The sequence below is a fragment of the Azoarcus sp. CIB genome, from assembly GCF_001190925.1.
GTDB lineage: Bacteria > Pseudomonadota > Gammaproteobacteria > Burkholderiales > Rhodocyclaceae > Aromatoleum.
In genome coordinates, this window is record NZ_CP011072.1 from 3,866,300 (window position 1) to 3,887,262 (window position 20,963).

Consider the following 20,963-nt stretch of genomic DNA (forward strand, 5'->3'; position numbering starts at 1 on the left):
GTACGCGGCCAGCAACCCGAGCCGGCCGCCCCATCATGTTGCATGGATGCGCACCATAACAAACGCGCCGCGGGACAGAACGCCCCAGTTTCGTGCGCATTTTCATGCTCGCGCACCACATCGGGGCTGCACACGCTTCAAATTCGTGCGTTACGCCTGCAAGCCATTGTTTTATCGCAACAACACAATCGGCACGCGAGTTGCTACAAGCGACCATTCACGCCATCCGGAGCACACCAATGGAGCAGTTCAAGACATCCGCCGACGTCCTCTTCGTTCTACTGGGCGCCATCATGGTGCTCGCGATGCACGCCGGCTTCGCCTTCCTCGAACTCGGCACCGTGCGCAAGAAGAACCAGGTGAACGCCCTCGTGAAGATCCTCAGCGACTTCGCGATGTCGACCCTGGCCTACTTCCTGATCGGCTACTCCCTCGCCTACGGCAACGGCTTCTTCGTCAACGCCGAGCAGCTCGCCGCCAACTCCGGCTACGAGCTGGTGAAGTTCTTCTTCCTGCTCACCTTCGCGGCCGCGATTCCCGCGATCATCTCGGGCGGCATCGCCGAACGCGCGCGCTTCATGCCGCAACTCATCGCCACCTTCCTGATCGTCGGCGTCCTCTACCCCTTCTTCGAAGGCATCGTGTGGAACGGCAACCTCGGCCTGCAAGACTGGCTCGAAGGCGCGTTCGGCGCGAAGTTCCACGACTTCGCCGGCAGCGTGGTCGTGCACGCCTTCGGCGGGTGGATCGCGCTCCCCGCCGTGCTGCTGCTCGGCGCCCGCCGCGGCCGCTACCACAAGAACGGCCAGATCTCGGCGCACCCGCCGTCGAGCATCCCCTTCCTTGCGCTGGGCGCGTGGATCCTCGCCGTCGGCTGGTTCGGCTTCAACGTCATGAGCGCCCAGCGCCTCGACGCCATCAACGGCCTCGTCGCCCTCAACTCGCTGATGGCCATGATCGGCGGCACCCTCGCCGCGCTCGCCGCCGGCAAGAACGACCCCGGCTTCGTGCATAACGGCCCCCTCGCCGGCCTGGTCGCCGTGTGCGCCGGCTCCGACCTCATGCACCCGCTTGGTGCGCTCGCCGTCGGCACCATCGCCGGCGTGCTCTTCGTGCAGCTCTTCACCATCGCGCAGAACCGCTGGAAGATCGACGACGTCCTCGGCGTGTGGCCCCTGCACGGCCTGTGCGGCGCCTGGGGCGGCATCGCCGCCGGCATCTTCGGCACCAAGGCCCTCGGCGGCATCGGCGGCGTCAGCTTCGCCGCCCAGCTCATCGGCACCCTCGGCGGCATCGCCATCGCGCTCGCCGGCGGCGTCGTGGTTTATGGGCTGATCCGCGCAACCTTGGGCCTGCGCCTCGACCCGGAAGAAGAGTTCGCCGGCGCCGACCTCTCGATCCACAAGATCTCGTCGACCGCAGAGCACGAGACCTCGTGGTGAGCTGGGACGAGAAAATCGGCTTGCCCGGAGCGGAATGAAGCCAGCCGGGCCGGCCCGATGAAGATGGCGCGACCAGGGTCGCGCCATTTTTTTGCCCCTTGCGTGCGCGGCGCGATCGTCACCGCACGCGGGATCGATGTCGTGACCGGGGGAGTCAATCGAACTTGCGTCCCGTGCGGGAGCAAGCCCTCGCTTTTTCGCCCTGCGGTTCTAAGGTACGAGAAGCGGCGACAACAGCCGCGAATCCAACCCCGACGAAAGGAGCGATCATGCCTACCGGTACCGTCCGCCTGCATCGCGTGCTGCGCGCAAAACCCGAGAAGATCTACCGTGCCTTCCTCGATGCGGAGGCCCTTGCCCGTTGGTTGCCGCCCAACGGCTTCACCTGCACGGTCGACCACCTGGATGCCACGGTGGGCGGCACCTTCAGGATGGCGTTCAGGAATTTCAGCACGGGCAACGGCCAGTCCTTCGGCGGCAGCTATCTGGAACTCGTGCCGAACGAGCGCATCCGCTACACGGACAAGTTCGACGACGCGAACCTGCCCGGCGAGATGGTGACGACGGTCACCCTGCGCGCGGTGGTCTGCGGGGCGGAGATGAACATCGTGCAGGAAGGCATCCCCGAGGCGGTTCCGGTGGAGTTCTGCTACCTCGGCTGGCAGGAGTCGCTCGAGCATCTGGCGCGGCTCGTCGAGCCCGAAATTCCGGACTGAAACCCTGCGCGCCCATCGGATCCGGAGCGCAGCGAGCGAAGCCGCTCCGGATATCGAATTGTTGCGCATTTAGCAATCTAATATTTGCGATTGTTGTCTTTTTGGCCGAGATCGACGCACGTAGAGTTCACCCAACGCCGCGAACAAGCGGCTGGACGAATCGCCTCGATCCCTTATCCAACTGGAGCCTTCAAATGCACAACTTCGCCAAACTCTTCGCCGCCATCGCCCTCTCGACCGCCGCTGCTGCTCCCGCACTGGCCGCGCCGGAAACCTACACGGTCGACGGCACGCATACCTTCCCGCGCTTCTCGTACAGCCACTTCGGCATGTCGACGCAGCTGAGCCGCTTCAACTCGACGACCGGCACCGTGGTGCTGGACAAGGCGGCGAAGACCGGCGCGGTCGACGTCGTGATCGACATGAAGTCGGTCGACACCGGCTACGCGACCTTCAACGGCCACATCCAGGGCGAGGACTTCCTCGACACCGCGAAGTACCCGACCGCGAGCTTCAAGTCGACCAAGGTGACTTTCCAGGGTGACAAGCCGGTGAGCATCGACGGCAACCTGACGATCAAAGGCGTGACCAAGCCGGTGACGCTGAAGGTGACGAACTTCATCAACATGCCGCACCCGATGCTGAAGGCGGACGCGATCGGCGCCGACGCCAGCGTCGTGATCAAGCGCTCCGAGTTCAACGCGGGCAAGTTCGCCCCCCACGTCGGCGACGACGTGACGGTCACGATCTCGCTCGAAGCGGTCAAGGGCTGAGCGAAACCTTCGCCGGATGCGGGCGCCCTTCGCGGGGCGCCCGCCGCCCGCCGGCGGGGGACGACCGCCTTCCGGCAACAGGGGAAATCGATGAATGACGCATTCCGGTACCTCCCCGAGTTGCACGGCGCGATCGTCGGCGCGGAAGCGTCCGGGCTGCGCATCTCGAACGAGATGCTCGCCGCGTGGGATGTCCAGGCGCACGCCCGCGGCCTCGGCGCGAATTGGCGGGTGTCGGACGACGCCCTCGAAGCATCCCGCCGTGCCACGCTCTCGGGCATCGCGGCGTCGCAGGACCTGTGGATCTTCGCCTACGGATCGCTGATGTGGGATCCGGGCTTTCACTTCGCCGAGGTGCGTCGCGCCTCGCTGCCGGGCTACCAGCGCCGCTTCACGCACAAGACCACGATCGGACGCGGATCTCCCGAACACCCCGGCTTGGTCCTGTCGCTGGAACCGCGGGCGGGACGCTGCGATGGCCTGGCCTTCAGGATCGAACGCTCGCTGCTCGAGCGGGAATCCCTCATCTTCTGGCGCAGGGAAATGATCCTGGGCGGGTACCAGCCCAGCATCCTGCCGGTTTCGACGCCCCAGGGCGCGCTCGACGCCCTGGTGCTGGTGTCGGACCCCGCGGATGAAAACGGGGCAGCGGAAATGCCGCTCGATGACGTGGCGAACGTGATCATGCATGCCTGCGGCAATCGCGGCACCAATCTCGACTACCTCCGCCAGGTGGTGGAGCAGCTCGATCGCCTGAGCGTGACGGACGACTATGTCAGGCGCCTTGCCTGCCTGGTCGGCATCGGCCCGCGCACCGGATGCGCGGCGACGCCGGCTAACTGAAGAGGCGCGCGGGAACCAGCCGCCGCATCTGCGCACCGACGACGGCCCGGAAACGCGGGCTGTGCAGGCAGATGCCGCCGGCGAAGCCGACCAGGCAACCGAGCAGGGTGTCGAAGAAGCGCGCCTGGATCAGTTCGGTGGCCGAGCCGTGCCCCAGCGTCGCGGCCTCCGCCAGCAGGATCGTCAGCGGCGTGATGAAGATCGCCGCGAAGCCGTAGTGGCGCACCACGGCGGTTTCGACGACGAAGGCCAGCCCGATCATCACCAGCGAGATGGACCATTTGTCCAGCGGCAGGCTCAGCAGGCCCCACGACACGAGCATGCCGATGGCGGTGCCGAGCAGGCGGTGCATCTGCTTGTCCCACACGGCGCGCAGATTCATGCCCTGCATCACCGCGAGGCAGCTTACCGGCACCCAGTAGGCCCGTTCCAGTTGCAGCAGCTGCGCGAGCGCGAGCGACACGCCGACGCTCAGGCCGATGACAACCGAGTCGAACACGACGAAATCGAAGGTCGGCGCGGGCAGCGGCTCGACCGGACTGGGATCGCGCCGGCGCAGGATATACACGCTGTAGAAGAACGCGATCAGGCTCGCCAGCAGGCAGCCCATCGCAAACAAACCGACCTTGAGCGGCACCTCCAGGAGGTCGCCGGGCGAATACGCGCCGATCGACGCCGCCATGATGAAGAACAGGCTCCCCGGCGGCCCGACGCGGTAGAAGCGGCACACCATCGTGACGAGGATCGCGGTGAAGGTCAGCACCATCATCATGACCGGCGGAACGAGGTGGCTCATCACCCCCAGCGCGTAGCTCGCCGTCATCGCGAACGCACTCGCCATCAGCGCGACCATGCGATGATGCAGCGGCGTTTCGGGCAGATACAGGAAGACCAGCCCGCCCAGCGACGAGATCAGGCCATAGTCCATGCGGTCGAACCAGGCGCCCACCAGCAGCGGCAGGCCCGTGGCCAGCGCCGCGGCGAACGGCATCTGCCACGGGCGGTCGCTCGGCTTGATCGTCATGAGCTGGCGCAGTTCTTCACGGAGCAGCGCCGCGAGCCTGCTCCACCTACCGGGGACTGTCATGAGTCGGGCTTTTCGAGTGCGGACGTAAGGGTGCAAGGGTAGCGCAATTCCAGCGTTAAGCTGATGCCGCCGCCGGGGCACTGCAATACGCCCATGCACATGTCCCGCGAACCGATCCGAAGACATTCCATCTAAATGCTTCCACCAACCCCAGGAAGGAGGAATTCATGCAAAACACGAAGAAGACGGTGAGGATTCTGGCGGGAACCCTGGTCATGTTGGGCGCGTCGCTGCCTGCCGCGGCGATCGACATGTCCTTCTTCGTCACCAGCGCGGGCCCCGGCAATGGTGCGAATCTCGGTGGCCTGGAAGGTGCCGACCGGCATTGCGAGAAGCTCGCCGCGGCGGCCGGTGCCGGAAAGCGCAGCTGGCGCGCCTATCTCAGCACGCAGGCCCCGGCGCTCAATGACACCAATGTCGTGCACGCGCGCGACCGCATCGGCACCGGCCCCTGGTTCAATGCCAAAGGCGTGCTGATCGCGCGCAATGTCGACGAACTGCACTCGCCGCATTCCAACCTGACCAAGGCCACCCTGCTGGATGAGAAGGGACAGATGGTGAACGGCCGCACCGAGAAGCCCAACCGCCATGACATCCTCACCGGCTCGCGCCCCGACGGGACGGCCTTCCCGCCCAGCCCGCCGTTCGATGACATGACCTGCGGAAACTGGACGAAGGGCGGCGACGAGGGCATGGCGATGACCGGCCACCACGACCGCGCCGGCCCGACCGGAGACGCGTGGGCGACATCGTGGAACTCGGCCCACCCGACGCGCGGCGGCTGCAGCCAGACGGCGTTGCAGAGCACGGGCGGCGACGGGCTGCTCTACTGCTTCGCGGAGAAGTGAGCGCAGCGGCAGGCTGACGGCCAGCGCCTACGGGCACAGGCAACCGGGGATGATCTGCTCTTCGTAAGTGCAGCATCCCCGGTCGGTCGTCCCGTCTGCCAATAGGCAGAAACGCCCGCCAAAGCCGATTCTTGCCCGCAGCCGGGCATTGTCTGCGTTGCTACCGCAACCCACGGACGACAGCCTGCCCGCCGCGATGTCCGACGGCGAGCCGTCGCCGTTCAGGCACGCGCGGTTGGCAATGACGGCGCTCACGGCACATTGTTCCCACGACGGCCGCTCCGACTCCGCCGCCAGCAACGCACACCCCCGAAGTTCCTCGCGCCGCATCACGTCCACGTCGTCGCGCTCGGCGCGGGTCGCCTGAGTGCACCATTCCCGGTGCACGGCGGGATTGCCCTGCCAGTGCGCTCCCGAGAAGCCACAGCTACGCGCGGCCATCTCGTTGTAGCGGGCAACGGCCTCCTCGGCATAACGGTCGCACGCCCCGCCGAGCGTGCGCGCGCGTGTTTCGTACGCGCGATTGTCGGCATCGGCCTGCTCCCGCTCCGCCGGCTCGACGCACACGTGGTCGGTTGGCGATGCTTCGCGCCACACGTATCCGGGCAGGCAGGCACGGCTGCCACGCGTGTTCGCGGCGTTGGCGTTCTCGTCGCGCACGCGCTGCCGCGCGGCAGGATCGACGCAGACGAAATCCGTCGGCGACGCCTCGCGCCACACGAAGCCCGGCAGGCAGGTGTCCAGGCCGTCGGGTCCGCCCCTGCGGTTGCGGCGCCTGTCGGCCAGTTCGTTTTCACGGCGCGCCCTGTCGCGCCCGGACGGCGTGACGCAGGTGGTGTCGCCGGCATAGGCCTCGCGCGCGACGAAGCCCGGACTGCAGGCCCCCGGATTCAGGCTTCCCGGCGCCCGACGCGAGGTCGCGAGGTCGTTGTCGCGCCGCACGTTGTCGCGCACGTCTGGCGTCACACACACGTAGTCGCCGGGGAAGGCATCGCGCCATACGTATCCGGCATCGCATTGCCAGTCGGCCGCCGCTGCCGTCGGGACGGCAAGCGGGCACAGTGCCAGGCACGCAGCGATGCGCACCACCAAGCGCAGGCTCGCCAAGGAATCCCCTCCTCGTAGTCGCACAGATGTCGCGGCGGGGGCGTACGCGTCACGCCGCCGTCGGATTCATATCGAAGAATAGACGACTGGCATGAAATGTAATCCGCCCACCGTGGAAATCCCGGCACCGCGCCACGAAGCGTAAGTTTGTCGCCGGCAACGAACCAGCACGCCCCCAACGCCGCGCCCCTATCGCCCGGCGCCGACCTCAGCGATGGCCGCAACGCCGTTTTCCTGCAGCAGGCTGGCCGCCAGCACGAACATGACCAGCGCCATCAAGGCGTCGAGCACGCGCCACGCCAGCGCGCGTTCGAAGAGCGGGGCCAGCACGCGGGCGCCGTAGGCCAGCGCGAAGAACCACAGCAGGCTGGCGGCGGCCGAGCCGGCGCCGAAAACCCAGCGCCCCTGCTCGCCGTGCTGGTTCGCGAGGCCGCCGAGGAGAACCACCGTATCGAGGTACACGTGGGGGTTCAGGAAGGTGAAACCGAGGCAGGTGACCACGGCCGTCGCCAGCGGCACCGGCGCCCCCGCCTCGACGTGCAAGCGCTCACCGTGCCACGCGCGCCGGGCGGCGAGCGCGCCATAGATGAACAGGAAGGCCGCACCGCCGTAGCGCGCAAGGGCCAGGAGGGCCGGGCTGGACTGGATCAGGGCGCCCAGGCCCGCAATCCCGGCACCGATCAGCAGCGCATCGGACAACGCGCAGATCAGCGTGATCGGCAACAGGTGCTCGCGCCGGATGCCCTGCTGCAGCACGAAGGAATTCTGCGCGCCGATCGCGACGATGAGCGCCAGCGAGGCGAGGAATCCGGCCAGAAATTGGGTTTCCATGAAACGGGCTCGACGAAGGTTGTCGAAGCCACTCTAGCGGGCGACAATCGATCAGAAAAACTAAACTTTTTACGTTATCGTTAATTTTTCTAAATCATGAACATCGACAACGCCCAGCTTGCGGCCTTCGCCATGGTGGTCCGCGAAGGTTCGTTCGAAGCGGCCGCCCGCAGGCTGCACGTCACGCCCTCGGCGGTGAGCCAGCGCATCAAGCTGCTGGAAGAGCGCCTCGGGCAGGTGCTGATCCGGCGCGCCACCCCCTGCCAAGCGACGGATGCCGGAAAAACGCTGGTGCGCTACACGGAAGAGCTGGCGTTGCTCGAGTCGGAAATGCTCGGCATGCTGGGCGGCGCGGACACCACAATACAGGCGCCCCTGCGGATGCCCATCGCGGTCAATGCCGACTCGCTGGACAGCTGGTTCCTGGCGGTCTTCGACGCCATGCCGGCCGAGCCGCCGATCAGCTTCGACCTGCGCGTCGAGGACCAGGACCATTCGGCCGCGCTGCTACGCGAGGGCACCGTGATGGCAGCCGTGAGCGCCAACGCGGCGCCGATCCAGGGCTGCACGGTCGAGCCCCTCGGCGTGATGCGCTACCTCGCGGCGAGCTCGCCGGCATACGTTGCCCGCCATTTCCCGACCGGTGTCGATGCCGCCACCCTCGGCAGCGCGCCGATGCTGCGCTTCAACCTGAAGGACGCGCTGCAGCAGCAGTTCATCGAACTCTTCACGACGGAGACGCTGCAGCCGCCGACCCACATGGTGCCGTCGGTACATGGCTTCGTCGCGCTCGCGAAGCGCGGGCTGGGCTGGGGCATGGTGCCCGAGCATTTCGCGCAGTCGGCCATCGCGGCGGGCGAACTCACCGAGATCGCGCCCGGCCACTACCTCGACGTGCCGCTCCACTGGCACCGCTGGCGCCTGGGATCACAGGCCCTGAATGCGCTGACGTCCGCGGTGCGGGCGGTCGCCCGGAATGCCTTGCGCCAGCAAGCGCGCGAGATCACGGAATGCGAGCTGTCACCCGACGGAGGCCGGCCGTCACCGTCGTCGTAACCTATCCGGCACGGGCGGCGTCAGGTCATCCTCAGCGTTGGAAATAACCGACGCCGACCAGCTTTCCATCCACGGTGCGGAAGTAGCTGTGCTTCTTTTCGATCTTGCCCGTGGTCGGGTTTCGCCAACTGTAGTCGAGTTCGCCCTCGCCCTTCTTCGCCGCGAGCCTGACCATCTCGGTGACGACAGGCTTGCCGTTCGGGTCGCGCACCTCGAAGCCGTTGCTGCCCACCAGCGCGGGGGTGGCGCCGTGCGCAAGAAAGCGGCCATCCGCCGTGTCGATGACGAAGACGTAGAGGTCGTCATGGACGAATGGTCCGTCGAGACGCTGGAACTGAGCCAGCGCGCCCTTCACATCCGCCGTCATCGCCTTGACCGCATCCTTGAGCAAGGCCCTGGCCTGCACCGGCGTGGCACGAGGCGGGTAGAAACCGACGGCGACGACAATCTCGCCGACCTTGCGGAACATTGTCATCTTCGGCTCGCCGCGGCTGTCGGCGGGATTGAACCAGCGGTACTCGACCTGACCGCCCCCCTTCGCTTTCGCCAGTTCGATCATCTCGCGAAAGAACGCCTTGCCTTCGATGTCCGTGTAGTCGAGCACGTTGTCGCCAATCAGCGCAGCCGACGATCCACCGCTGGCGAGGAAGCGGCCATCCATGCGCACGGCGTAGGCGTAAAGATCGCGATCGACGAAAGCCGCCTGGCGACTGAAGTCGGCGGCACCTTTTTCGCCCGTTTGTTCGATGTGCCTGACCGCGCGTTCCAGCAGCGCGGTGGCACGCTTGCCGAGTTCGCTGTCGAACAGGCGGATCGATTCGGCGTCGGCCGCACATGCGGCTGACGGCAGTAAGCCCGTGCCCAGGGCAAGGCCTAGCGTAAGAACGAGTACGCGGACTGGAGCAGACATCGTCGAACCTCTTGAGAATGCCGTTTCGGTTGTTGTGTTCGCCCGGCAACGCAGGCGTGCGCGATGCATTCTTGCGTTGCCGGGCGGAAGGGACTCGCTCAGTAGCCGAGCAGTTGCGGCAGCCACAGCGAGAGTTGCGGCACGAAGGCGATCAGGAAGATCGCGGCCGTCGAGGCGAGCACGAAGGGATGGATGCGCGCGACGATTTCCTCGACCGTCGAACCGCCGATTCCGGATGCGACGAACAGGTTCTCGCCCAGCGGCGGCGTCTGGAAGCCGACCGACAGCGTGCAGATCACGACAATGCCGACGTGGGTAGGATCCGCGCCCATCATGTACATCACCGGCAGCAGCACCGGCACCAGGATCATGATCGCTGCGAGCGTTTCCATGAACATGCCGACGAAGAGCAGGAACACGATGATCAGTGTCCAGATCATGTAGACGTTGTCGGTGAGGCTCAGCAGCGATTCGGCGATCGTCGCCGGGATGCGCTGTTCGACCAGCAGACGCCCGAACACCACTGCCGCGAACAGGATCAGCAGCACCCGCCCGGTGATCCACGTCGTGGTCTTCAGCGAGTTCAGGATCGCGGCGAACTTGAGCTCGCGGTGCAGCACGAGGCCGACGAAGAGCGTGTAGAAGATCGCGACGATGGCCGACTCGGTCGGGGTAAACAGGCCGGTGTAGATGCCGCCGAGAATAATCACCGGCGCCAGCACCGACCATATCCCCCTGCGCAGCGCCTGGCCGATGTCACCGTACGACCATTTCTCGGTCAGCCCGCGGTAGCCGCGCTTGTTCGAGATCAGGTAATTCGTGATCAGCAGGGCGATGGCCATGATGATGCCGGGGATGACGCCGGCCACGAACAGCTTGGGAATCGACAGCGACGCGAACTCGCCGTATTTCTCGATGGCGTCGGACGGAGGGGCCATGCCGAGCGCCGAGATGCCGAAGATCACCATCGGGATCGACGGCGGGATGATGATGCCCAGCCCCCCCGAGGCAGCCGTGACCGCCGAAGCGTAGCTGCGCTCGTACTTGCGGTTGACCATCGCCGGGATCATCAGCATGCCGACAGCGGCGGTCGTGGCCGGCCCCGAGCCCGAGATCGCGCCGAAGAACAGGCACGCGAGCACCGTCGCCGCCCCCAGGCCGCCGGTGATCGGCCCGGCCAGGGATTCGGCGATGTCCACCAGTCGCTTCGAGATACCGGCGGCCTCCATCAGCGCACCGGCGAGCACGAAGGCCGGCAGCGCCATCAGCGGGAAACTGCCCACCGACGTGAAGGCGATCTGCACGAAGGCGATGGGGTTCTTCCCCAGCACCAGGAAGGCGACCATCGCCGCGCCGGCCAGCGACACCGTGATCGGCGCGCCCAGCAGCAGCAATGCAAAGAAGCCGCCGAACAGGATTTCTACCACATACGCTTCCATTGTCTTGTCTCCGCGGAGGTCCGTGTCAGGCATTCGCCGCGGCGGCGGCACGCTTCAGGTTCTCGATTTCCTCGGCTTCCGGATCGAGGATCTCGACGCCCTTGAACAGCGACAGGTAGTTGTTCCAGACGATGCGGATCGACATCAGCGTGAAGGCGATCGGCAGGATCATGTAGAAGTACTTCATCGGCAGACCGATGGTCTGCGACTTCCAGAACAGGTTCATGCGGTTGAAGACGAAGTCGTAGCTCAGGAAGACGAAGTAGAGGTTGAAGCCGACCCACAGCAGGTCCGCGATCGCTTCACTGACCTTCTTCACGATCGGCGGGAAGAACTTGAAGTGAAAGGCCACGCGGTTGTGCGCCGACATCTTGGCCGCGACGCAGGCGCCGAGGTAGGCGAACCAGACGAAGAGATAGGTTGCGAGTTCTTCACCCCAGGGCAGCGAGTACTGGAAGAACTGGCGCAGCAGGATCTGAACGAAAAGCAGCACGACGAAGAACGCGAGCAGCGCCTCGCACAGATACTCTTCGATGTTGCTGATGAATTTGAGGAAGATGCGCCCTACGGCCATGACAAACTCCAGAATATCCGGTGCGCCCGATTACGCCGGGACGGCCCCTGCCGCCAGCTGGAGTCGTCCGGAATCGTAGCGACGTGTTGTGCGCGAGATCGGCGGTCGTCGCGGCTCAGGCGTCGGCATGCGGCATGAGCCGTGGCTCGTGCACCGCATGCCTTGCTGCCGGAAGCCGCCTCCGCCCGCGGTGGTTCAGCGGCCGAGCACCTTCTGCGCGCGGTCGAGCTTTTCCTTGCCGCCGATGCTCTTGTAGTACTTAGGCCACACCGTGGTGGTCGCCTTGGCAATCCACGCCTTCTCGCCATCGGCCGGGTCGGTGATCTGCATGCCGCGCGCCGCGAGATCCTTCTTGATCTTGTCTTCGGTTTCGAGCAGGTACTTGAAGCTGTGCTCGGTGGCTTCCTGGCCGGCTTCGAGAATGGCCTTCTGCACGTCGGGCTTCTGCGACTTGAAGACCGACTCGCTGACCACCAGCGGCTCGAGCGAGAAGATGTAGCGGATGTTGGTGATGTACTTCTGCACTTCGTAGAACTTCATCGCCGACACGGTGATGTAGGGGTTGTCCTGCCCGTCGACGACGCGCTGCTGCAGGCCGGTGAAGGTTTCCGACCACGACATCGGGGTCGGGTTGATGCCCCACGCCTGATACGACGAAATCATGATCTCGTTCTTCGGTACGCGGATCACCAGGCCCTTGAGATCTTCCAGCGTCTTGACGGGACGCTTCGAATTGGTGAGCACGCGGAAGCCCGAATAGGCCCAGCCGACGATGCGTACGCCGGCGTCGCGCACCGTGTTGTCGGTCAGTTCCTTGCCGACTTCACCCTGGGTCAGCTTCTTCGCTTCGTCGGCGCTCTGGATCAGGTAGGGCATCGTCAGCAGACCGACCGTCGGCGAGAACGGCGTGATGTTGTTCACCGCCAGGATCGAGAAATCCAGCGTCCCCATCGCGGCGTTGTTGATCGTGTCTTCCTCGCTGCCGAGCTGGCCGTTGGGGAACAGGTCTACCTTGTGCTTGCCGCCGGTCTTTTGCTGGAACAGCTTGGCGAAAGTCGTGCCGAGCTCCCACTGCGTGCCGCCCGCGGCGTCGCCAACGGCCATCTTGAAAGTCTCGGCGAGCGCGACAGGCGCGGCCACCAGCAGGCTGGCGGCGGTGACGAGCGGCATCAGTACGTTCTTGCTGAATTTCATTTTTGTCTCCTCGATCTCGTTATGTTTTGGCAGGTCGTGCTGCCGAGGGGTATCAAGGTGCTGCTTACAACGGTTTGTTACAGGACTTCATCCTTCATGTGGTACCAGCGGTACAACCACCACTGGCCGAAGCGGCGGAAGGGCGCGAACATTTCCGATTCGACCATCTCGCGCACGTTCGGGAAGGGCAGCTTCGAGCGGAAGATCGGCAGCTCCGGCGTGCGGATGCCGGCGATGTTCTCCGCCAGCCGCCGGCCGGCCTGCGCCGAATACATGACGCCATTGCCGCCGTAGCCGAGCGCGTAGTAGATCGTTTCCTTCGGGTCCGGCTGGTAGATGCGCGGCATCATGTCGTGGCTCACATCCACCCAGCCCCACCACGAGTAGTCGATCTGGATGCCTCCGAGCGCCGGGAACTTGCGGTGCAGGTCGCGGATGAGGAACTGCTTGTACTTGTCCTCGGGCGCGTCGCGGCCGCTGATCGCGCTGCGGCTGCCGATCTGCACGCGGCCGTCGGGCATCAGGCGGTAGTAGTGGCGCAGGATGCGCGTGTCGGTGATGACCTGGGTCGTGCGGAAATTGCACGCGTCGATCTCGGCCTGGGTCAGCGGGCGCGTGACGATCGAGTTCGACAGGATCGGCAGCAGGCGATTCTTGAGCTCGCGGTGCAGGCCGTTCGACGTGTAGCCCCCCGTGGCGATGCCGACCGCGCGGGCGCGTACGATGCCGCCGGGCGTGCGCAGGTAATGCACGCCGTTCTTCGTCTCCCAGCCCATCACCGGGCTGGCCGGGTGCACCTTCACGCCCAGCGCGCGCGCCTTCTTCAGGTAGCCGAAAGCGAGCTTGCCGGCGTGGATGCCGATGCCTTCGGGTTCGTGCATCGCGCCCGCGGCTTCCTTGTCATCGACGTATTCGCGCTTCACGGTGTCGGCATCGAGGATGCGCGCGTCGTACTTGAAGACCTCGCGCAGGATCTTGGCTTCTTTCTCCAGCACCGGCATGACCTTCGGGCGATGCGCGATGTAGAGATGGCCGCCGGGCTGCGGCTCGCAGTCGATGTCGCGGATCATCTCCTTGAAGTACGCCATCGCATCGCACACTTCTTCGTGCAGGCGCAGCGCGGTGTCGAGGCCGTAGCGTGCGATCCACTGCGAGCGCTTCAGTCGCCCGGAGGCGCACTGCGCCTGGCCGCCGTTGCGCGTGCTGCAGCCCCAGGCCGTGCGGTTGGCTTCGAGCACGGTGGCCTTGATGCCGTGCTTTTCCGCGAGCGAGATCGCCGCGGTCAGGCCGGTGAAGCCGGAGCCGATGATCGCGACATCGACGTCGATGTCGTGGGTGATCGGACCGTCGTCGGCGGGCGGCGCGCCGGCGGTGCCGATCCAGTAGGTCGGCGCATAGTCGCGCCCCTGCCCCGGCGTGGTCGATACCAGCGGGTCGTAGGCCGGATCGTAAGGCTGCGCCGGCGCCGTGGCGCGCTCGCTCGTTACGGTCCGCTTTTCTGCAATGGCTTCCATGTCCCGACTCCTGATGTGTCCGGGGGGCTCAGTTGCTTCCCGTGGCGACCGGCGGGCGGTCCTTGCGGTAGGCGTTCTTGACCGCGATCTTGCCGTCGCGGAAGGTGAAGACATCGACCATGCGCGCCTCGATGCGCGTGCCGTCGGCCTTGGTGCCGCTGAAGGTCGATTCCGATACGCCGCGGTCGCCGCAGACGAAATGGTCGCCGTCGAGCCAGGCCGCATCGGGGAAGGTCTGCCACGCGAGCTGGAAGCCGGCGCGTACCACTTCGCGGCCTTCGAAACTCTTGCCGAGGAGGTCGGGGCCGGCGACCGCATGGAATACGCAGTCCTCGGCCATGAAGCTCATCAGGGCCTCGATGTCGTGACGGTTCCAGGCGTCGGCGAAGGCCTTCAGCGTGTCGACGGTGGCTTCGCTGCGGATCGGGGTGGCGGTGAGGCTGCTCATGAAAGTCGGTCTCCGAATATCTGTTTTTTGGTTAATACGAAACGTCTTGTACCGTTTTTTGAAACTTGATTTACATTAGGACTGCGCCGATACGCTGTCAAGCAATATTTCGAATATCGGTACGAATTTCTATATTTTTTGAAATTCAATCGACTTTGCGCGCAGCGCTCACGCGATGCGACCGGCCATCGGCGACGACGGCGAGGCGGCGAAGCGGCGCGGCATGCGTCCCGCGAGGAAGGCCTCGCGCCCGCCCTGCACCGCCAGGCGCATCGCCCGCGCCATGCGCACCGGCTCGCGCGCATGGGCGATCGCGGTGTTCATCAGCACCCCGTCGCAACCGAGCTCCATCGCGATCGCCGCATCGGACGCGGTGCCCACGCCGGCATCGACGATCACCGGCACCCGCGCCTGCTCGATGATGAGCGACAGGTTCCACGGGTTGAGGATGCCCATGCCCGAGCCGATCAGGCTCGCCAGCGGCATCACCGCGACGCAGCCGATGTCCTCGAGGATGCGCGCCTGGATCGGGTCGTCGCTGCAATACACCATCACCTGAAAACCGTCCTTCACGAGAGTCTCGGCCGCCTTCAGCGTCTCGGGCATGTTCGGGAACAGGGTCTTGTCGTCACCGAGCACCTCGAGCTTGCACAAGCTGTGGCCGCCGAGCAGTTCGCGCGCGAGCTGCAAGGTGTAGACCGCGTCCTTCGCGTTGTAGCAGCCGCCGGTGTTCGGCAGGATCGTGAAACGGTCGGGCGGCACGGCGTCGAGCAGGCTCGGCTCGTGGGCGTGCTGGCCGATGTTCACGCGGCGGATCGTCACGGTGACGATGTCGGTGCCGCTCGCGTCGACCGCGGCGCGGGTCTCGTCGAAATCGCGGTACTTGCCGGTGCCCACCAGCAGGCGCGACGCGTAGGTCCGCCCGGCGATCGTGAGCCCCGCGTCGGTCGCGGCGGGCCGGGTTTCATCCGGGGTGTCGTTCAAGTTCATTCCGTTCGCTCCTCATCTAATTGCTTTTTAGCCGCCGCCGATCGCGACGACGACCTCGACGCGATCGTCCGGCTTCAGGATCCGGCCCGGCCAGCGCGGCGACGGGACCACTTCGCGGTTGATCGCGACGGCGACGCGCTTGCCCAGCAGGTCGAGGCTCGCGATGAGGTCGTGCAGCGTGCGGCCGGCGCGCAACACATGCGCAGCGCCGTTCAGTTCTATCGTTACGCTTACCACGGTCAGTCCTCCGTCATTGCACCGCGATCAGGCGGGCGGCGAAGACCACTGCCAGCATGTAGGCAGCGACGAACAGCGCTTCGCCCGACAGCAGCACGATCGGCTTCCAGCCCAGTTCGGCGAGCTTCTCCAGCGACGTCTTCACGCCCAGCGCGGCGATCGAGATCACCAGGCACCAGCGCGACAGCGTCGAGCTCGCCTCGACCACCTCGTGCGACAGCAGGCCCAGGCTGTTGAGCGCCGCCAGCGCCGCGAAGGCGACCAGGAAGAGCGGCAGGATCGGCGTCTTTCCGGCCTTGCCGCCGTTTTCCTTCTTGCGCTCGGCGTGGAACACCAGCGCAAGCACGACGACCACCGGCATCAGCATCGCGACACGGAACATCTTCGCCAGCGTCGCCGCGTCGCCCACTTCCGGCGAGATGATCAGGCCCGCGCCGACGACCTGCGCGACGTCGTGGATCGAGCCGCCGAGGAAGAGCCCCGCCTCGCTCACCGAGAGGCCCGCGGCCTTCACGACCAGGGGGTACAGCACCATCGCGACAGTCGAGAAGATCGCCACGCCGATCGCGGTGAGCAGCGTGTAGCGCTCGGTCTCGCGGGTGGCGGGCAGGGTCGAGGAGATCGCGAGCGTCGCCGAGATGCCGCAGATGCCCGTACCGCCGCCCGACAGCAGGCCCAGCAGCGGCGGCAGCCCGAGCACGCGGGCGAGCAGCAGGCCGAAGCCGATGGTCAGCACCACCGCGCCGACGAGCGCACCGACGCCGATCAGACCCAGGTCGCTGACGTCGCTCGCGACGATGCGCGCCCCGAGCAGCGCGACGCCGAAGCGCACGAGCTTCTTGGCGGAGACCTCGATGCCGGGGATGCACTTGTCGTTGTCGGAGAGGAAATGGAACGCGATGCCCAGCAGCAGCGCGTAGAGAAACTGCGGTCCGCCGTAATGCTCGGACACGAAAGTTGCCGCGACCGCGATCACGGCGCACAGCATGAATCCCGGCATCAGCACACGCACCTCGCTGAACATCGCGGGCGGCGCAATTGTCGTTTGAGTGGTCATTGGATCGGGGTCCGGTGGGGAGTCAGTTTGAGAGCTGCGCGTGCTCCCTCCCCTTCAAGGGGAGGGCTGGGGTGGGGATGGGTTACGCAGGCGTCGGCCGAAACCCATCCCCCTCCTGACCTCCCCCTTGAAGGGGGAGGAACGCCATGCCCGGCAGACTCACATCCTTGTTTGCCGGGTCAGTCGTCAGGCTCTACGAATCACACGTAGTCCTTGTACTTATCCAGGAACCGCACCGGCTTCGACAGCGCGTCGCGGCGGAACGGGTCGCCCAGTTCGCGCGTGCACATGATCTCGATGATGCAGGTCTTGCCGTGGTTCATCTGCAGGTCGATGGCCTTCGTCAGCGCCGGGCCCACGTCCTCCAGCCGATCCACGGTGATGCCTTCGGCGCCCATCGCCCGCGCGATCTCGGCGAAGCTCTGGTTGTCGAGCTCCCCGGCAACGAAGCGGCGGTTGTAGAAGTCCACCTGGTTCTTCTTCTCCGCGCCCCATTGGCGGTTGTGGAACACCACCGCCGTCACCGGGATGTTGTGCCGCACGCAGGTCATCGTCTCCATCAGGCTCATGCCCCAGGCGCCGTCACCGGCGTAGGACACCGCCGGACGATGCGGCGCAGCCACCTTGGCGCCGATGATCGTCGGGAACGCATAGCCGCAGTTGCCGAAGCTCATCGCGGCAAAGAAGCTGCGCGGCTTCTCGAAACGCAGATAGCTGTTGGCGACCGAGTTGATGTTGCCGATGTCGGTCGACACCATCACGTCGGGCGGCATCGCCTTTTCGAGCTCGCGCAGCACCTGGCGCGGATGCAGGTATTCGCCGCCGGAGAAGGGCTTCTCCTTGGCGTTCTCCTCGATCATGTCGAGACTGAAGGGGTCGCGCTCGTGCGTCCACTCGTCGAGCTCGCGCTCCCAGGCTTCCTTCTCGGCCTGCACCTTGGCGAAGCGCTGCTCGCGCGTCGCATCGCATTCCAGCGTGCGGCCGGTCAGGCGCCAGGTCAGCGCCTTGGCCGCGGCCTTGGCGTCGCCGCAGATGCCCACCGAGATCTTCTTCACCAGGCCGAGCATCTTGTTGTCGGCGTCGATCTGGATGATCTTGGCGTTCTTCGGCCAGTAGTCCATGCCGTGCTGCGGCAGCGTACCGAAGGGGCCGAGGCGCGAACCGAGCGCGATCACGACGTCGGCTTGCGCCATCAACTTCATCGCCGCCTTCGACCCCTGGTAGCCGAGCGGGCCGCACCACAGCGGGTGGCTCGCGGGGAAGGAGTCGTTGTGCAGGTAGCTATTGACGACCGGCGCGCCCAGGCGCTCGGCGAGCGCCTTGCACTCCTCGATTGCGTCGGCCATCACGACGCCGCCGCCGGAGATGATCACCGGGAACTTGGCGGTTGCCAGCAATTCGGCCGCTTCGTTGAGGCTCGCTTCGCCACCGGCACCACGGTCGAGGCGGCTCGGCTTGGGGATCTCGCAGGTGATCTCGCCGTAGAAGTAGTCGCGCGGGATGTTGAGCTGGGTCGGGCCCATCTCGCTCATCGCGCGGTCGAAGCAGCGCCCGGTGTATTCGGCCATGCGCGCCGGGTGGGTCACGTGACCCTGGTACTTGGTGAACTCCTGGAACATCGGCAGCTGCTTGCATTCCTGGAAGCCGCCGAGACCCATCGTCATCGTGCCGGTTTCGGGGGTCACGATCACCACCGGGCTGTGCGCCCAGTAGGCCGCCGCAATCGAGGTCACGCAGTTGGAGATGCCCGGGCCGTTCTGGCCGATCACCACGCCATGGCGGCCCGACACGCGCGAAAAGCCGTCGGCCATGTGGCCGGCGCCCTGTTCATGCACCACCGGGATCAGGCGGATGCCGGCCGGCGCGAAGATGTCCATCGCGTCCATGAAGGCCGAGCCCATGATCCCGAACATGTCGGTCACGCCGTTGGCCACCATGGTTTCCACGAAGGCTTCGGACGGGGTCATCTTGTGCGGGCCGCTGACGACGGTGCGGCGGTCTTGTTCGCTCATTGCTGCTGTCTCCTTGTCGAGTATTCGCGAGGGCAAGATATCGTTTTCGGTACGTTTTGTTCCGATTTTCGATACTTGAATTCAATGTACGTCGACATTTTCGAGACGTCAACACGAATTTCGTTTTTCTGAACTTTTTGTCTCTTTTATTGAAATTAATTCGATCGCAGCAAAATCTGCGCGGCGCAGACGTGAAAACGGCATCCGTGCCGATCGGCGCCGGATGCCGTTTTCCGCGGGTGCGGCGACGTGAGGCCGGTGGCGGCCCCTGCCCCGCGCGCGAGGGGATCAGGACTTCTCGAAGGCCTGTGTATCGATCATGACGGATGTGAGATCTGGTTTCGCCCTCCACAGGCTTTTCATGCCGTACAGGGCGAGCAGGATGGCCAAGCTCACGACGCCCAGCAGGAGCGGTGTGCGCTGCTCGGGGATGAAGGCCATCGCGACGACGATCGCGAGCATGCCGACGATCGCGACCCAGGTGAGGTAGGGGTAGCACCACATCTTCACGCGCAGCCGGCTGGGGTCTTCCTTCTCCAGTCGCGCGCGCAGGCGCAGTTGCGAGATGGCGATCGACACGTAGACAAAGATCGCGACCGTGCCGTAGGAATTGACGAGGAAGGCGAATACCGTGTCGGGCGAGACGTAGGACATGACGACCGCCACGTACCCGAACAGCGTGCCGAGGAGGATCGCGCGCACCGGTACGCCGTTGCGGCTCACCTTTGCAAGGCCCTTGGGCGCGTCGCCGCGACGCGTCAGCGCGAAGAGCATGCGCGAGGAAGCGTAGAGGCCCGAATTCAGCGCCGAGAGCACGGCCGTCAGGACGATTGCGTTCATGATCTGCGCAGCCGCCGGAATGCCGATTGCGTTGAGCGCGCTGACATAGGGCGTCGCCATCGCGGCGGAATTCCACGGTACGAGACATACGACCAGCAACACCGAGCCGACGTAGAAGAACAGCACGCGCGTGATCACGGAGTTCGTCGCCTTCGCCACGGCACGCTCGGGCTCTGCCGTTTCGGCCGCTGCGACCGTGACGATTTCGGCGCCGAAGTAAAAGCCCGTCGCTGCAACCGCTCCGGTCAGCACCGGTACGATGCCGTTCGGCATGAAGCCGCCGTGCTCGGTCAGGTTGGCGAGGCTGGCCGTGGCGTCCGGCCACATCCCCAGCACGTACAGGCCGCCGAGGAACAGGAACACGACGATCGCCGCGACCTTGATCGACGCGAACCAGAACTCGAACTCGCCGAAGGACTTCACCGATATCAGGTTGGTCATCGTGAGGGTTACGAGCAACACCAGGCTGATGATCCAGGCAGGCACGTCGGGCAACCAGTAGCGCACCAGGTCTGCGCCGGCAACGGCTTCGAGCGCGACGACGATGACCCAGAAGTACCAGTACATCCAGCCCGTGAGGAAGCCGGCGAGATCGCCGACGGCCGGCCTGTCCGCCCAGGCGGTGCGCGCGAACTCATAGAAGGCGCCGACTGAAGGCATCGCGACGGCCATCTCGCCGAGCATGCGCATCACCAGCACCACCAGCCCGCCGGTGATCAGGAAGGACAACACCGCGGCCGGACCGGCCGACTTGATCACCACGCCGCTGCCGACGAAGAGGCCGGCGCCGATCACGCCGCCCAGCGCGATCATCGTCATGTGCCGCTGCTTGAGGCCGTGCTGCAGCCCGCCTGAATTTCCAGATTCCGCTTTCACGTCCGTCTCCTCCGTTGGCGCGGCCATCTCGGCCACGACAGGTGCTTGTCGTCTTGTTGTGCGTCCGGTTGTGGCCCAGCCCATCCAGCCTTATGCACCGATTCGCTGTTTTGATCTGAATGTAGGATCAAGCCTCGACGACGTCAAGACTTATTTACGTTTCCGGAAC

Annotated in this window: 20 protein-coding genes; 6 read left to right on the forward strand and 14 right to left on the reverse strand. The window is 65.5% G+C overall.

Features of this window, described 5'->3' with window-relative positions; all coding sequences use genetic code 11:
* Positions 1–239: 239 nt before the first annotated feature.
* The 4 genes from AzCIB_RS17250 to AzCIB_RS17265 all read left to right on the forward strand — a co-directional run bounded on the left by AzCIB_RS17250 (position 240) and on the right by AzCIB_RS17265 (position 3,774).
* Positions 240–1,442 (forward strand): ammonium transporter, encoded by a 1,203-nt coding sequence (locus AzCIB_RS17250; protein ID WP_050417009.1) that lies wholly within the window; start codon positions 240–242, stop codon positions 1,440–1,442.
* 269 nt (positions 1,443–1,711) lie between these two features.
* On the forward strand, positions 1,712–2,158 hold the full coding sequence (locus AzCIB_RS17255; protein ID WP_050417010.1) for an SRPBCC family protein: 447 nt from the start codon (positions 1,712–1,714) through the stop codon (positions 2,156–2,158).
* 194 nt (positions 2,159–2,352) lie between these two features.
* Complete coding sequence (locus AzCIB_RS17260) at positions 2,353–2,931, forward strand: YceI family protein (RefSeq protein ID WP_050417011.1); 579 nt, start codon at positions 2,353–2,355, stop codon at positions 2,929–2,931.
* Positions 2,932–3,021: 90 nt separating this feature from the next.
* Entirely contained in the window at positions 3,022–3,774 is a 753-nt protein-coding gene (locus AzCIB_RS17265; RefSeq protein WP_050417012.1) for a gamma-glutamylcyclotransferase, read from the forward strand.
* Here the strand turns inward: AzCIB_RS17265 and AzCIB_RS17270 are convergent.
* A complete protein-coding gene (locus AzCIB_RS17270; RefSeq protein ID WP_050417013.1) occupies positions 3,767–4,861 on the reverse strand; it encodes an FUSC family protein in 1,095 nt (364 codons plus the stop codon). The genes AzCIB_RS17265 and AzCIB_RS17270 overlap by 8 nt on opposite strands.
* A 167-nt stretch (positions 4,862–5,028) precedes the next feature.
* Here AzCIB_RS17270 and AzCIB_RS17275 point away from each other — a divergent pair, with 167 nt between their 5' ends.
* Positions 5,029–5,709, forward strand: a complete 681-nt coding sequence (locus tag AzCIB_RS17275; RefSeq protein WP_050417014.1) for a hypothetical protein — start codon at positions 5,029–5,031, stop codon at positions 5,707–5,709.
* 27 nt (positions 5,710–5,736) lie between these two features.
* Here AzCIB_RS17275 and AzCIB_RS17280 read toward each other — a convergent pair whose 3' ends face one another.
* Together AzCIB_RS17280 and AzCIB_RS17285 are read right to left on the reverse strand one after the other, a co-directional pair.
* Positions 5,737–6,816 carry a hypothetical protein gene (locus AzCIB_RS17280; RefSeq protein WP_050417015.1) on the reverse strand — a complete coding sequence of 360 codons (1,080 nt, stop codon included), beginning with the start codon at positions 6,814–6,816 and terminating at the stop codon, positions 5,737–5,739.
* 189 nt (positions 6,817–7,005) lie between these two features.
* Positions 7,006–7,647, reverse strand: a complete 642-nt coding sequence (locus tag AzCIB_RS17285) for a LysE/ArgO family amino acid transporter (RefSeq protein WP_050417016.1) — start codon at positions 7,645–7,647, stop codon at positions 7,006–7,008.
* 96 nt (positions 7,648–7,743) lie between these two features.
* On the opposite strand from AzCIB_RS17285, the gene AzCIB_RS17290 reads away from it, so the two are divergent.
* A complete protein-coding gene (locus AzCIB_RS17290) occupies positions 7,744–8,703 on the forward strand; it encodes a LysR family transcriptional regulator ArgP (protein ID WP_050417017.1) in 960 nt (319 codons plus the stop codon).
* Between the two features lie 31 nt (positions 8,704–8,734).
* On the opposite strand, the gene AzCIB_RS17295 is transcribed toward AzCIB_RS17290, so the two are convergent.
* From AzCIB_RS17295 to AzCIB_RS17345, 11 genes are all read right to left on the reverse strand, one after another.
* Complete coding sequence (locus AzCIB_RS17295; protein ID WP_050417018.1) at positions 8,735–9,613, reverse strand: cache domain-containing protein; 879 nt, start codon at positions 9,611–9,613, stop codon at positions 8,735–8,737.
* A gap of 98 nt (positions 9,614–9,711) precedes the next feature.
* Positions 9,712–11,052 (reverse strand): TRAP transporter large permease, encoded by a 1,341-nt coding sequence (locus tag AzCIB_RS17300; protein ID WP_050417019.1) that lies wholly within the window; start codon positions 11,050–11,052, stop codon positions 9,712–9,714.
* A 25-nt stretch (positions 11,053–11,077) separates the two neighbouring features.
* The gene (locus tag AzCIB_RS17305) at positions 11,078–11,626 is read right to left on the reverse strand and encodes a TRAP transporter small permease (protein WP_050417020.1); all 549 of its coding nucleotides are present in this window, start codon (positions 11,624–11,626) and stop codon (positions 11,078–11,080) included.
* A 195-nt stretch (positions 11,627–11,821) separates the two neighbouring features.
* Positions 11,822–12,820 carry a TRAP transporter substrate-binding protein gene (locus tag AzCIB_RS17310; protein ID WP_050417021.1) on the reverse strand — a complete coding sequence of 333 codons (999 nt, stop codon included), beginning with the start codon at positions 12,818–12,820 and terminating at the stop codon, positions 11,822–11,824.
* A gap of 77 nt (positions 12,821–12,897) precedes the next feature.
* A complete protein-coding gene (locus AzCIB_RS17315; RefSeq protein ID WP_050417023.1) occupies positions 12,898–14,334 on the reverse strand; it encodes an NAD(P)/FAD-dependent oxidoreductase in 1,437 nt (478 codons plus the stop codon).
* Between the two features lie 28 nt (positions 14,335–14,362).
* Positions 14,363–14,782, reverse strand: coding sequence for a nuclear transport factor 2 family protein (locus AzCIB_RS17320; RefSeq protein ID WP_050417024.1), 420 nt, complete (start codon positions 14,780–14,782; stop codon positions 14,363–14,365).
* Positions 14,783–14,950: 168 nt separating this feature from the next.
* Positions 14,951–15,772 carry a thiazole synthase gene (locus AzCIB_RS17325; protein WP_050417025.1) on the reverse strand — a complete coding sequence of 274 codons (822 nt, stop codon included), beginning with the start codon at positions 15,770–15,772 and terminating at the stop codon, positions 14,951–14,953.
* 27 nt (positions 15,773–15,799) lie between these two features.
* The gene (gene thiS, locus AzCIB_RS24480) at positions 15,800–16,009 is read right to left on the reverse strand and encodes a sulfur carrier protein ThiS (RefSeq protein ID WP_050417026.1); all 210 of its coding nucleotides are present in this window, start codon (positions 16,007–16,009) and stop codon (positions 15,800–15,802) included.
* 13 nt (positions 16,010–16,022) lie between these two features.
* Complete coding sequence (locus AzCIB_RS17335) at positions 16,023–17,033, reverse strand: putative sulfate exporter family transporter (RefSeq protein WP_198149720.1); 1,011 nt, start codon at positions 17,031–17,033, stop codon at positions 16,023–16,025.
* A 233-nt stretch (positions 17,034–17,266) separates the two neighbouring features.
* The gene (gene xsc, locus AzCIB_RS17340; RefSeq protein WP_050417028.1) at positions 17,267–19,078 is read right to left on the reverse strand and encodes a sulfoacetaldehyde acetyltransferase; all 1,812 of its coding nucleotides are present in this window, start codon (positions 19,076–19,078) and stop codon (positions 17,267–17,269) included.
* A 288-nt stretch (positions 19,079–19,366) separates the two neighbouring features.
* Positions 19,367–20,794: an amino acid permease gene (locus tag AzCIB_RS17345; RefSeq protein ID WP_232299257.1), complete on the reverse strand. Its 1,428-nt coding sequence runs from the start codon at positions 20,792–20,794 to the stop codon at positions 19,367–19,369.
* Positions 20,795–20,963 lie beyond the last annotated feature (169 nt).